The organism is Pseudomonas sp. GW822-FHT06B12 (assembly GCF_058799675.1).
In genome coordinates this window covers 570,459-586,075 of sequence record NZ_JBXALR010000001.1, presented here as the reverse complement: position 1 = coordinate 586,075, position 15,617 = coordinate 570,459, and the positions used below count along the sequence as shown (strand labels likewise).

At 60.3% G+C, this 15,617-nt stretch carries 8 protein-coding genes; 2 read left to right on the top strand and 6 right to left on the bottom strand.

The genetic code is table 11. The annotated features are described in order from the left end of the window. Positions 1-130: 130 nt before the first annotated feature. Positions 131-1,543 (top strand): cytochrome c oxidase accessory protein CcoG, encoded by a 1,413-nt coding sequence (gene ccoG, locus AC1RKH_RS02795; RefSeq protein ID WP_493061012.1) that lies wholly within the window; start codon positions 131-133, stop codon positions 1,541-1,543. Positions 1,544-1,640: 97 nt separating this feature from the next. Next, complete coding sequence (mapR, locus tag AC1RKH_RS02790) at positions 1,641-3,050, top strand: GntR family transcriptional regulator MpaR (RefSeq protein WP_493061011.1); 1,410 nt, start codon at positions 1,641-1,643, stop codon at positions 3,048-3,050. 133 nt (positions 3,051-3,183) lie between these two features. Here the strand turns inward: mapR and AC1RKH_RS02785 are convergent, their stop codons facing one another. From AC1RKH_RS02785 to AC1RKH_RS02760, 6 genes are all read right to left on the bottom strand, one after another. Then, positions 3,184-3,930 (bottom strand): SDR family oxidoreductase, encoded by a 747-nt coding sequence (locus AC1RKH_RS02785; RefSeq protein WP_123424448.1) that lies wholly within the window; start codon positions 3,928-3,930, stop codon positions 3,184-3,186. 250 nt (positions 3,931-4,180) lie between these two features. Beyond that, entirely contained in the window at positions 4,181-6,262 is a 2,082-nt protein-coding gene (locus tag AC1RKH_RS02780) for a putative bifunctional diguanylate cyclase/phosphodiesterase (protein ID WP_493061010.1), read from the bottom strand. Positions 6,263-6,500: 238 nt separating this feature from the next. Continuing rightward, positions 6,501-7,982 carry an efflux transporter outer membrane subunit gene (locus AC1RKH_RS02775; protein WP_493061009.1) on the bottom strand — a complete coding sequence of 494 codons (1,482 nt, stop codon included), beginning with the start codon at positions 7,980-7,982 and terminating at the stop codon, positions 6,501-6,503. Further along, positions 7,979-11,086, bottom strand: coding sequence for an efflux RND transporter permease subunit (locus AC1RKH_RS02770; RefSeq protein ID WP_493061008.1), 3,108 nt, complete (start codon positions 11,084-11,086; stop codon positions 7,979-7,981). The genes AC1RKH_RS02775 and AC1RKH_RS02770 overlap by 4 nt, the downstream gene beginning before the upstream one ends. Continuing rightward, positions 11,083-14,187 (bottom strand): MdtB/MuxB family multidrug efflux RND transporter permease subunit, encoded by a 3,105-nt coding sequence (locus AC1RKH_RS02765; RefSeq protein ID WP_493061007.1) that lies wholly within the window; start codon positions 14,185-14,187, stop codon positions 11,083-11,085. The genes AC1RKH_RS02770 and AC1RKH_RS02765 overlap by 4 nt, the downstream gene beginning before the upstream one ends. After that, complete coding sequence (locus AC1RKH_RS02760) at positions 14,184-15,497, bottom strand: MdtA/MuxA family multidrug efflux RND transporter periplasmic adaptor subunit (protein WP_493061006.1); 1,314 nt, start codon at positions 15,495-15,497, stop codon at positions 14,184-14,186. Before AC1RKH_RS02760 ends, AC1RKH_RS02765 begins: the two co-directional genes overlap by 4 nt. Between the last annotated feature and the right edge of the window lie 120 nt (positions 15,498-15,617).

The window sequence follows — 15,617 nt, the reverse complement described above, 5'->3', positions numbered from 1 at the left end:
CATCAAGTTGTCGCAGCGCCGGATAAAAAAACCATCTGATCCGCTTTTTAATCCAATAGCTGAGTCTGTTATGCAAACAGTTCAGTGGTCATAGTTCATCTGCCTGATGGAGGCTGATGAGCGAAAGACCATGAGCGATAGAATCCCCGTCCGATTAGTAGAAACATTCGAGCCTTCGCGTCCAAAGATGAAGGCCAAGTCCAGCGACAACCAGATTCACACCCGCAGCTTCACCGGTTTGTTCCGCACCTTGCGTCTGAGCGGTGCGGGTTTTCTGTTTCTGGCATTTTTCGGCACCGTATGGCTGAACTGGGGTGGCCGACAGGCGGTGCTCTGGGACTTGTCGGAAAGCAAATTCCACATCTTCGGCGCGACCTTCTGGCCACAGGATTTCATCCTGCTCTCGGCGCTGCTGATCATCTGCGCGTTCGGCCTGTTCGCGATCACCGTGTTCGCCGGGCGAGTCTGGTGCGGCTATACCTGCCCGCAGAGTTCCTTCACCTGGCTGTTCATGTGGTGCGAAAAAGTCACCGAGGGCGAGCGCAACCAGCGGATCAAGCTGCAAGCCGCACCCTGGGGCCTGAACAAACTGCTGCGTCGCTCGGCCAAACACACGATGTGGCTGGCCATCAGCGTGCTGACCGGCCTGACCTTTGTCGGCTACTTCACCCCCATTCGCCCACTGGCCAATGAACTGCTGACCCTGCAAATGGGTGGGGTCAGTCTGTTCTGGGTGCTGTTCTTCACTGGCGCGACCTACATCAATGCGGGTTGGCTGCGCGAAGCCGTGTGCATGCACATGTGCCCGTATGCGCGGTTTCAGAGCGTGATGTTCGACAAAGACACCTTGACCATCTCCTACGACGCCGCCCGTGGCGAAAGCCGTGGCCCGCGCAAGCGCGAGGTGAAGCCGGCCGACGTGGGGCTGGGCGATTGCATCGACTGTCATGTGTGCGTGCAGGTCTGCCCGACCGGCATCGACATCCGCGACGGTTTGCAGATGGAATGTATCGGCTGCGCGGCGTGTATCGATGCCTGCGATTCGATCATGGACAAAATGGGCTACGCCCGTGGCCTGATCAGCTATACCTCCGAGCATGAATTGCAAGGTGGCAAGACCCACCTGCTCAGGCCTCGGTTGATCGGCTACAGCGCGGTGCTGGTGGTGATGATCGGTGCGTTGGTACTGGCGCTGATGGAGCGACCGATGGTTTCGCTGGACGTCAGCAAGGACCGTGGCCTGTTTCGCGAAAACAGCCAGGGGCAGATCGAAAACATCTACAGCCTCAAAGTCATCAACAAAACCCAGCTGCGGCAGGACTATCGTTTGTCCCTGGTGGACGGCGATGGCTTCCAGTTGCAGGGCAGGACCGAGCTGAGCCTGGCACCGGGAGAGATTGTTGATGTGCCGGTGTCGGTGGCCATGACCACTGACAAGCCAAGCAGCAGTTCGCAGAAGATCAGCTTCAAGATCACCGACAGCGATGAACCTTCGGTGAACAGCGTGGCGCAAAGCCGTTTTGTTGCACCGTTGAATCGTTGAGCCTTTAAGATGCCGAGCCTAAAAGATCGTCCGAACGCGGCCCGAACCTTCGGCAGCTCCTACATTGTTTTCTGAATGACACCAACCCGGGCACTTGATGAAACGCTACGAAAAATTCGCTGACGACATTGCTGAACTGATCCGCTCCGGGGTGCTCGGCCCTGGCCAGCGCGTACCCTCGGTACGTTACGCCAGCCAGACATACGGGGTCAGCCCGTCCACCGTGTTTCAGGCCTACTACCTGCTGGAACGTCGCGGGCTGATCCGCGCCCGGCCGCGCTCCGGCTACTTCGTCAACACCCACGCACCGAGTCCGTTCTCGGAGCCGGTGATCAGCAGCCAGGTCAGCGAGTCCACCGAAGTCGACGTCAGCGAACTGGTGTTCTCGGTGCTCGACTCGATCAAGGACCCGAACACCGTACCCTTTGGCTCGGCCTTCCCGAGCCCGACGCTGTTCCCGTTGCAACGACTCTCTCGCTCGTTGGCCAGTGCCGCCCGGGAAATGGACCCGCGGATGGTGGTGACCGACATGTCGCCGGGCAATCCGCAATTGCGCCGGCAAATCGCCCTGCGCTACATGGTCGGCGGCCTGATGTTGCCCATGGAAGAATTGCTGATCACCAACGGCGCCCTCGAAGCATTGAACCTGTGCCTGCAAGCGGTGACCGAACCCGGCGACCTGGTGGCCATTGAAGCACCGGCGTTCTACGCCAGCCTGCAAGTGCTTGAGCGACTCAAGCTCAAAGCGGTGGAAATCCCTGTGCACCCGCGTGACGGCATCGACCTCGGTGTGCTGGCGCAAACCCTTGAACGCCACCCGATCAAAGCCTGTTGGTGCATGACCAGTTTCCAGAACCCAATGGGCGCGACCATGCCCGAGGCCAAGAAACAGGAACTGGTGGAATTGTTGCGCAGCCATCAGGTGCCGCTGATCGAAGACGACGTCTACGCCGAACTCTATTACGGCCAGCAAGCGCCGAAACCGGCCAAAGCCTTCGACACCGAGGGATTGGTGATGCACTGCGGCTCGTTCGCCAAAAGCCTCGCCCCCGGTTACCGCATCGGCTGGGTTGCCGCCGGGCGCTATGCGCAGAAAATCGAACGCCTGAAGCTGATGACCTCGCTCTGCGCCTCGATGCCGGCCCAGGCGGCTATCGCCGATTACCTGCAACACGGCGGCTACGACCGTCACCTGCGCAAACTGCGCTACGCCCTCGAAGAACAGCAAAGCGCCATGCTGGCCGCCATCGCCCGCTACTTCCCGACACAGACCCGCGTCAGCCAACCGGCCGGCGGCTACTTCCTGTGGCTGGAACTGCCAGCGCAAATGGATTCGTTGAAGCTGTTCCAGATGGCGCTGGCCCAAGGGATCAGCATTGCGCCGGGACCGATCTTTTCACCGACCCAGCGGTTCAGGAACTGTATTCGGTTGAATTACGGCAGCCCATGGACCGAGGATGCCGAGAAGGCGATGGAGACGTTGGGGCGGATTGTTAGATCCTTCTGATAGCTCTATGTCGTTTGATGGATTGCCATCGCGAGCAAGCTCGCTCCCACACTGGATCGATACGTACACAAAACCAATGTGGGAGCGAGCTTGCTCGCGAAGAGGCCAGGCCTGACAACGAAAATCTAAAACCTCAGCGCCCGCCACCCAGGTCCACAAACGTCCCTGTCGCATACGACGCTTTATCCGACAGCAACCAGATAATCGCCTCGGCCACTTCATCCGGGCGGCCGCCGCGGGCCATGGGAATGCCTGACTCAAGCTTGCTGACCCGATCCGGGTCGCCGCTCAGGGCGTGGAAGTCGGTGTAGATATAGCCGGGACGTACGGCGTTGACCCGGATGCCTTCGCCGGCGACTTCTTTGGACAAGCCAATGGTGAACGTATCCAGCGCGCCCTTGGAGGCTGCGTAATCGACGTATTCACCCGGTGAGCCGAGGCGCGAGGCGACCGAGGACACGTTGACGATGCTACCGCCCTGCCCGCCATGTTTGGGTGACATGCGCAGCAGCGCATGCTTGGCGCAGAGGATCGGCGCCAGGACGTTGGTTTTCAATATTTTCAGAATGCGGAACTCGGACATTTCGTCGACCCGCGACTTTTGCCCAACGGTACCGGCATTGTTCACCAGCGCAGTGACTCGACCTAACTCGGTGTCGACGCGATGGAACAGGCTGATCACTTCGTCTTCGATACTGACGTCAGCGCGTACCGCAATCGCCTGGGCGCCAAGCGCGCGGACTTGTTCGAGCACGTGTTGCGCAGCCTGTTCGTCGGCCTGGTAGTTGATGCAGATTCGATAGCCCTGCTCAGCGGCCAGGAGCGCCGTGGCCGCACCAATACCACGACCGCCGCCGGTGATGACGATGACTTTGTCCATGCTGATTCCCCCATTCAAACCCGAAGCCTTGCGCCGAAAGGATACCTGCCAGCGTCGGGTTTTGCATGGGCGCTCATCGAGTGGGACGAGCAACACAACTCCCGTAGCAGCTGCCGAAGGCTGCGTTCGGCAGCGAAGCGGCCGTGAATTCAGACGCTGCGGTGTTTCAGGGTGACCGTGCATACAGGCTTTACGACTGCTTCGCAGCCGAACGCAGCCTCGCAGGCTCGGCAGCTGCTACGGGTGGAGTTCAGCCTGTTGCCAATTGCTCGGCCCGGTGAATGTCGACCATGAACCTGTCGGCCGGCAACGGGTGGCCGAGCAGGTAGCCCTGCAACGAATCACAGCCGAGCTGAGTCAGGAAGTCCTGTTGCACATCGGTTTCCACGCCTTCGGCGACGATGCGTAAACCCAATGCCTGACCTAGAGCGACGATGGCCGAGACAATCGCCGCATCATCACTGTCGCGCTCCAGGTCGCGGACAAAACCACGGTCGATCTTCAGCTCATTGGCCGGCAGGCGCTTGAGGTACATCAAACTCGAATAACCGGTGCCAAAGTCGTCAATGGACAGGTCAACGCCCATTTCCGAGAGCTGCTGGAGCACTGTCATGCTCGCATCGGCATCGCTCATTGCGGTGGTTTCGGTGATTTCCAGAGTCAGGCTGTTGGCCGGTAAACCGTGGGTGGCCAGGGCGTTGGCGACGCTTTGGACCAGCCCGACATGACAGAACTGCAACGCCGAGAGATTCACCGCAATGCGCCAGTTGGTGTAACCCTGGACGTGCCAGATGCGCATTTGCCGGCACGCCTCATTGAGCACCCAATCGCCGATCGGGATGATCAGCCCGGTTTTCTCCGCAAGCTCGATGAACTTGTCCGGCAGCAGCATGCCCTGGGTTGGATGCTCCCAACGCAACAAGGCCTCGGCACCGATTGGCAGGCCATTGCTGGCGTCAAACTTGGGTTGGTAGTGCAAGCTGAATTGCTGTTGCTCGAGCGCATTACGCAAATCCTGAAGCATTTGCAGTTGCTTGCGGGCGTTGGTGTTCATCGAGGCATCGAAGAAGCTGTAGCCGTTCTTGCCCGCGCCCTTGGCGTGATACATCGCCGCGTCGGCGTTCATCAGCAGTTCTTGCGGAGTCTGTCCGTTGCCAGGGTAAACGGCAATGCCAACGCTCGCAGAGATCTGCAAGTCGTGCTCAGCGACCCGGAAGGCGCGCGAGATCAAGGCAACCTGACGCGCCGCCAGACGCAAGGCATCGTCGGGTTCGGCGAGTTGCACCAGCAAGACGAATTCATCACCGCCAATTCGCGCCAGCGTGTCCTGGCTGCGCAGGTCCTCGCGCAAACGTACGCCGACTTCGCGCAGCAACTGGTCGCCCATGTGGTGACCAAAAGCATCGTTGACCGGTTTAAAACCGTCCAGGTCGATGAACATCAACGCGAAACAACCGCCCTGCTCCTGCACCACATGCATAGCCTGGTCGATGCGATCGGCCAGCAATACACGATTCGGCAACCCGGTCAGGGTGTCGTGCAACGCCAGTTGGGTGAGTTCGCGGTTGGCCAGGGTCAGTGAGTAGGCCAACGCGGCAGTGCGTGCTTCAAGACGTGCATCGAGGATCGAAGTCAACAACGCGATGCTCAACACCGCCAGGGTAGTGATCAGTACCAGGTTGTCCAGGCCCTTACCGCTCAAACCGTCGAGTGCGGCACCACAAAAGCTGCCCTCGGGAAATTGCGCTGCTGCCATCCCGGTGTAGTGCATGCCAACAATGGCGAAGCCCATGACGACGGCTGCGCCGCCACGAGCGAAGCGCACATACGGGGTGTTCTGGCGCAAACGAAAGGCGATCCACAACGCCGCGGCAGAAGCGCCGACCGCAATCACCAACGAGGCGCCAAACAATGTCGGGTCGTAATCAATGCCTGGCTGCATGCGCATGGCGGCCATGCCGGTGTAGTGCATACCGCTGATGCCCGCGCCCATGATCAATGCGCCAAACGCCAGTTGCCAGCCCGGCAAACGCGGCTGACTGACCAGCCACAGCGCGAACCCGCAGGACAGAATAGCGATCACCAGCGACAAAAAGGTGATGCCGATATCGTACCCGAGGATCAGCGGCAGCCTGAACGCCAGCATGCCAATGAAATGCATCGACCATACGCCCACCCCCATGGCCAACGCACCACCCGCCGTCCATAGATGAACCGCCCGACCTTTGGCCGTTGCGATGCGTCCGGTCAGGTCCAGGGCGGTATAGGAGGCAAGAATCGCCACACAGAGGGAGATCAGAACCAGGGCGGGGGAATAGCTACCGATGAGCATCAGAACTTCTCGTGGTCGCCCCGTCGATCTGCATCCATGCTGGTGGGGGCAAAGTGCGCGATTGTACTGATTCCATCAACGAACGCACTCACAAAGTAACCAATAGGCCATTAGCGCGACGGACAGTCTGAAATTTTCTTTTAGAGGCTGACGTCAAAAGATCGCAGCCTTCGGCAGCTCCTATGGGGGGCGACGTGTATCCATGTATCCCGGGGGGTCTGCGATCTTTTCAAAACGCCTACGGCTGGGTATGGCCATCCCAGCCACCACCCAACGCGGCGATCAAATTCACGCTGGCAATCAACCGGCTTTGCTGCAAGGTCAGTACGCTACGCTCGTTGCTCAGGGCCGTGGCCTGGACCACCACTACGTCGAGGTAGGCGATCAACCCGGCCTTGTATTGGTTCAGGGTCAGGCGCAACGACTCGCGAGCCGAGTCCAGTGCTTGCTGACGCACCGCTGCCTCGTCTTCCATCACCTTGAGCTGCACCAGGTAGTTTTCGACTTCGCGGAACCCGTCGAGCACGGTTTGCCGATACTTGGCCACGGTCTGGTCGTATACCGCCTCGCTGCGGTCGACTTCCGCCGAGCGCTGGCCGCCATCGAACAAGGTCATGGCAAGCTTGGGGCCCACCGACCAGAAACGGTTCGGCAAGCTGATCAGGTTGGAGTAGGTACTGCTGCTGTAACCGCCGGCCATACTCAAAGTGAGGTCCGGGTAGTAAGCGGCTTTGGCCACGCCGATGTTGGCGTTGGCGGCGATCACCGAACGCTCGGCCGAGGCGATGTCCGGGCGCCGTTCCAGCAGTTGCGAAGGCAGGCTCAGCGGAACCTGCGGCAATGCTGGAATGGTCTGGGCTTCGGCCAGATTGAATTCAGCCGGTGGCAAACCGATCAGCACCGCAATCGCGTTCTCGAACTGCGCACGCTGCCAGATCAGATCGACCATGTCGGCCTGAGTACTTTTCAGCTGGGTTTGCGCCTGGGCCACCGCGTCCTTGCCGGACACGCCGGCGCGGTACTGGTTTTCGGTCATTTGCAGCGAACGCTGATAATTCTCGACCGTGGCTTGCAGCAGGCGCTTTTGCTGGTCGATCACCCGCAATTGCAGGTAGTTCTGCACCAGCTCCGATTGTTGACTCAGGCGCATCGCGGCCAGGTCGGCAAAACTCGCTTCGGCGCTGGCCTTATCGGCTTCCAGACCGCGACGCAACTTGCCCCAGACGTCCGCTTCCCAACTCACCCCAAGCTGGGTGTTATAGGTGTCGCGGATGCCGCTGCTGGTACTGCTCAGGCTTGAACTGCTGCTACCGGTGCCCTGACTCGAACGGGTTTTCCCGGCGCTCAGATCAACCGTTGGAAAAAACGCACCTCGGGCACTGCGGACCAACGCCTGAGCCTGACGGTATTGGGCTTCGGACTGGGCAACGGTCTGGTTGGCACTGTTGAGTTTCTCGACCAGCCCGTTGAGCTGTTGATCACCGTACAGTTCCCACCAGGCGCCACGGGCCAATGAGTCACTCGGCGTCGCCTGACGCCAGCCTTCTGCCTGCTTGTACTGTGCCGGCTCGGCCACTGGCGGACGCTGATAATCCGGACCAATAGCGCAGGCACTGAGCATCAAGACGCTGAGCGAAAGACTCAGCAAGCGCGAGCCGCGGGCCGAAACCAGGCGCCGGGCCATCGGTGCGTCGAGGTTGAACAGGCAACGGTCAGTCATAGCGGAGTTTCCAGAGAAGCATCGGTACGAACCCCACGCCAGCGGTTGACCCGATGGCGCAAACGGTCGAGATAAAGGTAAACCACCGGGGTGGTGAAAAGCGTCAGCACCTGGCTGAAAATCAGCCCGCCAATAATGGTCAGACCCAATGGCTGGCGCATTTCCGCGCCTTCGGCGGTGCTGAGCAACAAGGGCAAGGCACCCAGAATCGCCGCCAGGGTGGTCATCAGAATCGGCCGCAGACGCAACAGGCACGCACTGCGAATCGACTCCAGCGGTTCCATGCCCTGATGGCGTTCAAGCTGTAGCGCGAGGTCGATCATCAGAATGGCGTTTTTCTTCACCACACCGATCAACAGAAACAGCCCGAGCAGCGAAATCAGGCTGAACTCGCCGCCCAGCACATAGATCGACAACAACGCACCGACGCCCGCCGAAGGCAATGTCGAAAGGATGGTCAACGGGTGCACGTAACTTTCGTACAGCACGCCCAACACCAGATACACCGCCACCAGTGCGCCGAGGATCATCCACGGCTGACTCTTCTGGGTTGCGGCAAAGGCGTCGGCGGTACCGGCCATCTTGGCGATCACTTCTTCCGGCAGCCCCAACTTGGCAATCGCCCGTTCGATGGCGGCCGAGCCTTGTTCAACGGTGACGCCTTCGGCCATATCAAACGAGACGCTTTCGGAAGCGAACTGCCCTTCATGGCTGACCCGGTCGTTTTCCAGGCTGTTTTCATAGTGGGCAATCGCCGACAGCGGAATACGCGCGCCGGCAGCGGTGATCACCTGAACCTGATTGCGGGTGATCGGGTCCTGGGCGTATTTCGGATTGACCTCCATCACCACCTGATACTGGTTCAGGCTGTCGTAAATGGTCGATATCTGCCGTTGGCTATAAGCGTTGTTCAACACCGCCGTGACCATGGACATATCTATCCCCAAGCGTTTGGCCTGATCGCGGTCGACCACCAGCGTCACCTGCGCGGCACCTCGCCCTTCGCGGGCGTCGATGGCGGTCAGTTCGGGCAGCGCCTTGAGCGCCGCGACGACTTTCGGGTACCACTCGCGCAACGCCGATAGATCACCGCTTTGCAGGATGTAGGTGTATTGCGAGGTGGTCTGTTCGCGGCCACCACCAAACTGCAAGTCCTGGTCGGCCATCAGCATCAATTGGGCACCCGGGACCTTGGGCATTTCCTTGCGCATGCGTTCAATGACTTTCTGCGCAGAAATGTTGCGTTCCTTGATCGGCTTCAGACGCACCAGCATGAAGGCGTTGTTGGTGCCGTTGGTACCACCAATGAAACCGGCGACACTTTCCACGGCATCGTCTTTCAACACCGCACGGCGGAAGACCTCCATTTTCGGCTGCATGACGTTGAACGACAGGCCGTTGTCACCACGGACAAAACCGATCAGTTGGCCGGTGTCCTGCTGCGGCAGAAAGGTCTTGGGCACCACCACATACAAGGCGACGTTCACGCCAATAGTGATAAACAGGCTGAGCAGCGTTAGCCGCCGATGACGCAACACCCAATCCAGACTGCTGGCATAGTGTTTGACCATCCAGTCGTTGGCGCGCCGGCTGGCGCGTTGCAAACGGTTTTCCTCGCCTGGCGTGTGGGGCTTCAGCCAGCGGGCACAGAGCATCGGCGTCAGGGTCAGCGAGACCACCAGCGACACGACGATCGATGCCGCCAAGGTGATCGAGAACTCACGAAACAGGCTCTCGATGATCCCGCCCATGAACAGAATCGACAGGAACACCGCCACCAGCGAGACGTTCATCGACAGCAAGGTAAAACCGACTTCCTTGGCGCCCAGGTACGCCGCCTTCATCGGCGCAATGCCTTCGTCGATGTGCCGCGAGATGTTTTCCAACACCACGATGGCATCGTCCACCACCAGCCCGGTGGCCAGAATCAGCGCCATCAGCGACAGGTTGTTCAGCGAAAATCCATAGAGGTACATCACCGCGAACGTACCGACCAGCGACACCGGCACTGCCAGCGTCGGGATCAACGACGCGCGGAAGTTACCGAGGAACAGGAATACCACCAGAATCACCAGCGCCACGGCAATCAGCAGGGTCATTTCCGCTTCGTGCAGGGTCGCCTTGATCACTGGTGAACGGTCCATCGCCAGGTTCAGCTTGACGCTGGCCGGCAACACCGCCTGCAAGGCCGGCAGCTGTGCCTTGATATCGTTGACCGTTTTAATGATGTTGGCGCCAGCCTGACGGTTGATCACCAACAGCACCGCCGCGTCATCGTTGAAGAAACCGCTGTTGTAGCGGTCTTCAACGCTGTCGCGGACCTTGGCCACATCACTCAGGCGCAACGCCGAGCCATTCTGGTAGCGAATGATCAGCGGTTCATAATCCTTGGCCTTCTCCAACTGGTCGTTGGCCTGTACCTGCCACATCCGCTGATCGTCTCCGATCGAGCCTTTGGGCCGGCGCACGTTGGCGTTGGCGATGGTGTTGCGCACGTCATCCAGCGCTACGCCGTACTGGTTCAGCAGTTGTGGCTCAAGTTCGATACGTACCGCTGGCAACGAGCTACCACCGATTTGCACTTCGCCGACACCCGGCACCTGAGACAGGCTTTGCGAAAGGATGGTCGAGGCCAGGTCGTAAAGCTGACCTTTTTCCAGCACATCCGAGGTCAGCGACAGCACCATGATCGGCGCCTGGGACGGGTTGACCTTCTTATAGGTCGGCATGCTGCGCATCCCGCTGGGCAGCAGGTTGCGCGAGGCGTTGATCGCCGCTTGCACTTCACGCGCCGCGCCATTGATGTCGCGGTCCATGTCAAATTGCAGGATCACCCGGGTCGAACCCTGGCTGGAACGGCTGCTCATGGTGTTGACCCCGGCGATGGCGCCGAAGGATCGTTCCAACGGCGTCGCCACGGTGGACGCCATGACCTCGGGGCTCGCACCCGGCAGGCTTGCCGACACCACGATCACCGGGAAGTCCATTTGCGGCAGCGGCGACACTGGCAGCAAGCCGAAACTCACACCGCCCAGCAGCATGATCGCCAGGCTCAGCAACATGGTCGCTACCGGCCGACGGATGAAAGGTCCGGACAGGTTCATGGCTGTTCTACCGGCTCCAGACGCTCAGGCGCACGCCGCCAGCGCCGACCGAGGCGGTCGAAATACAGGTAGATAACCGGCGTGGTAAACAGCGTCAGCACCTGGCTCACCAACAAACCGCCAACCATCACCAGACCCAATGGCTGACGCAGTTCAGCACCGGAGCCTGTGGCGAGCATCAACGGCACAGCGCCGAACAACGCGGCCAGCGTGGTCATCAGAATCGGCCGGAAACGCAGCAGCGCGGCCTGGTAAATCGCCGTGGCAGGGTCCATGCCCTGATTGCGTTCGGCATCGAGGGCGAAGTCGATCATCATGATCGCGTTCTTCTTGACGATACCGATCAGCAAGATGATGCCGATGATCGCGATCATGCCCAGGTCATTGCCACTGAGGATCAACGCCAGCAAGGCGCCGACAGCCGCCGACGGCAAGGTCGAGAGAATGGTGATCGGGTGAATGTAGCTCTCGTAAAGCACGCCGAGCACGATGTACATGGTCACCACCGCCGCCAGAATCAGCAGCAAGGTGCTCGACAGCGAGGCCTCGAACGCCTGAGCCGCACCCTGAAACTGCGTCTGCACGCCGAGCGGCATGCCGATATCCGCCTGCACCTTGTTGATCAGCTCGACGGCCTGGCCCAACGCCACGCCGGGCGCAAGGTTGAAGGACATCATCACCGCCGGGAACTGGCCGATGTGCGCAATCGCCAATTGCGCCTGGCGCTCTTCGACATGGGCCAGACTGGACAACCGCACCTGACCACCGCTGGTAGTCTTGACGTGAATCTGCTCCAGCGCCTGCGGGCCGATCTTCTGGCCATCCTGTGCCTGCAGCACCACGCGGTACTGGCTGGCCTGGGTGTAAATGGTCGAGATCTGGCGCTGGCCGAAAGCGTCGTACAGTGCGTCGGTGATGTTCGACACCGAAACCCCGATCCGCGAAGCCGCATCGCGGTCGATCACCAGGTAGACCTGCAAGCCCTTGTCCTGCAAATCACTGGCAACGTCGGTCAGCTCTGGCTGCTTGGCCAGCGCCTCGACCAGTCGTCCGCTCCACAGGCTGAGCAGCTCGACATCCGGTGACGACATGCTGAATTGATACTGCGTACGGCTGACCCGGTCTTCGATGGTCAAGTCCTGCACCGGCTGCATGAACAGGCGAATGCCCACCAGTTTGTCCAGCTGCGGTTGCAACCGGGTGATCACCTGGGCCGCGCTCAGATCGCGGTCTTTGTGCGGCTTGAGGTTGATCAGCAATCGCCCGCTGTTCAGGGTCGCGTTGTCGCCGTCGACGCCAATGTAGGACGAAAGGCTTTGCACCGCCGGGTCGGCCAGAATGACCTTGGCCAGTTCCTGCTGACGCTGGCTCATGGCGGCAAAGGAAACCGACTGCGGCGCCTCGGAAATGCCCTGGATCACCCCGGTGTCCTGCACTGGAAAAAAGCCCTTCGGCACCACGATATACAGGAACACCGTCAGGCCCAGAGTGGCGATGGCCACCAGCAGGGTCAGCGGCTGATGCTTGAGCACCCACTGCAACTTGCGCCCGTAGGCGGCGATCAGCCAGTCGATCCACGCACCGCTGGCCCGGTAGAAGCGGCCCTGCTCTTCTGGTTTGGGTTCACGCTTGAGCAACCGCGCGCACATCATTGGCGTCAAGGTCAGGGAAACCACCAGGGAAATCAGGATCGCCACCGCCAGGGTAATCGCAAACTCGCGGAACAGCCGCCCAACGACGTCGGCCATGAACAACAGCGGAATCAGAACCGCAATCAGCGACAGCGTCAGCGAGATCAAGGTGAAACCGATCTGTTTGGCGCCCTTGAGCGCCGCCTGCAACGGGCTGTCGCCCTCCTCGATGAAGCGCGAAATGTTTTCCAGCATGACGATCGCGTCGTCCACCACAAAACCGGTGGCGATGGTCAGCGCCATTAACGTCAGGTTATTGACCGAGAAACCGGCCAGGTACATCACGCCAAAAGTACCGATCAGCGACAAGGGCACCGCAATCGACGGAATGAGGGTCGCGCTGGCACGGCGCAAGAACAGGAACGTCACCATCACCACCAGGGCGATGGCGATCAGCAGTTCGTGCTGCACGTCGGTCACCGACGCACGGATGGTCTGGGTACGGTCGGTCAACACGGTAACGTCGAGGCCGGCCGGCAGGTTATCGGTGATGCTCGGCAATAAAGCCTTGATCCGGTCGACCACCTCGATCACGTTGGCACCCGGTTGGCGCTGGATGTTCAGCAGCACAGCCTGGTTTTCGTTGGCCCACGCGGCGAGACGATCGTTCTCGGCACCGTCGACGATCTGCGCGACATCCTTGAGCCGCAACGGCGCGCCGTTCTTATAGGCCAGGATCAGTTCGGCGTAGTCCTTGGGCGAGGTCAACTGATCGTTGGCATCGAGCATCGAGACCCGGGTCGGACCGTCGAAGTTACCTTTGGGCTGGTTGACGTTGGACGCGCCGATCAAGGTGCGCACGTCCGAGAGGTTCAAGCCGTTGGCCGCCAGGGCTTCAGGATTGACCTTGATTCGCACGGCCTGACGTTGGCCGCCGGCAATGCTGACCATGCCGACGCCACTGATCTGGGCGATTTTCTGCGCCATGCGCGTGTCGACCAGGTCATTGAGCTTGGGCAGCAACATGGTTTTGGAGGTGATCGCCAAGGTCAGCACCGGGGTGTCCGCCGGGTTGACCTTGTTGTACACCGGCGGTGCCGGCAAGTCCTTGGGCAGCAGATTGGTCGCCGCGTTGATCGCCGCCTGCACCTGCTGCTCGGCGACGTCCATGTTGATGTCGAGGCTGAAGCGCAGGGTCAGCACCGAGGCACCGCCGGAACTGGTCGAGGCCATTTGGGTCAGGCCGGGCATTTGCCCGAACTGACGCTCAAGTGGCGCGGTGACCGCACTGGTCATCACATCTGGACTGGCGCCCGGGTACAGGGTCATGACCCGAATGGTCGGGTAATCGACCTGAGGCAGTGCCGATACCGGCAGCAACTTGTAGGCAATCAGGCCGGCCAAAACGATGGCCAGCATGCTCAGGGTAGTGGCTACCGGGCGAAGGATGAACAGACGCGAGATGTTCATGCGCGGCCCTTGTGCGCCTTGCCAGTGGCTTTCGGATCAGTCGCGGCGTTTGCCGATGGGCCCTGGCTTTCGGTCGGGGTCGCTGGCACGGCGTTGCTGTCGTTGACCACCTCGACTTCACTGCCCTCCTTGAGGCGATCGGTGCCTTCCAGAACCACCCGATCACCCGCTTTCAAGCCTTCCTTGATCACCGTGTTGTCGCCATCGCTGGCGCCGATTTTCAACGGGCGAATGGTGACTTTTTTGTCACCGTCCAGGGCATAGGCGAAGGTGCCGTTAGTGCCGAACTGAATAGCCGCCGAAGGCGCCAGCACCACCCCTTTGAGGGTGTCGGCCAGCAGTCGGACGTTGACGAACTGATTCGGAAACAGCGCCAGATCGCGGTTGTCGTAGCGTGCCTTGAACTTCAGCGTGCCGGTGGTGGTGTCGATCTGGTTGTCCAGGCTCTGCAAGACACCGCTGGCCTGCAATTGGGTATCGCCCCGATCCCAGGCCTCAACCGGTAGTTTGGCACCTGAGTGGTAGCGGGCCAGTACGGTCTCGAGACTGTTTTCCGGCAAGGTGAAGACCACGCTGATCGGCTGGGTCTGGGTGATGACCGCCAGGAACGTGGTGTCATTGGCGGCCACCAGGTTGCCGACGTCCAGCTGCCGCAGACCGACGCGCCCGGTAATCGGGGCGCGGATTTTGGTGAATTCCAGATTGAGTTTGGCGTCATTGACCGCCGCCTGATTGGTCTTGACCGTGCCCTGGTACTGGCCGACCAGTGCTGCCGCGGTGTCGAGGGTCTGCTTGGCGATGCTGTCTTGCGCATACAAGCCGCGATAGCGCTCTACATCCACCAGTGCGTTTTTCAACTGTGCCTGGTTCTGCAACAACGTGCCTTCGGCCTGGAGCAAGGCATTCTGGTAAGGACGCGGGTCAATCTCGGCGAGCAGGTCGCCGGCCTTGACCATCTGCCCTTCTTCGAACGCAATCTTCACCAATTCGCCGCCCACGCGGCTGCGCACATTAATGGTGTTCAGTGCAGTGACCGTGCCCAGCGCTTTGTAGTACAGCGGGAAATCACCCACGACGGCTGGCGCGACCCGAACCGGGACCGGTCCTGTGGCACCACCGAAACCCGGACGCATCCCGCCAGACTTGCCGACATGCCCCGCCGCTGCTTTTGCTGCAGGGGCGTCTTTGTGAGCCGTACCGCCTGGCCAGAACTTCCAGCACAGGCCGGCAATGACCAACAGGACCAGCAGGCCGAATAGCCAGCGACGGGGATGACGGGAAGCAGAGGATTGCATTGAATGATCAACCATTGGGCGCGTGTGGGCATCTTTATACGGAAGGCTGAAAGATAAGCACTGACGGAGTTTAAGCAAAGCGCCTTTACCGGCAATTTACCTTCAGCCTGTTTTGCGAGTATTTGCTAAACCACT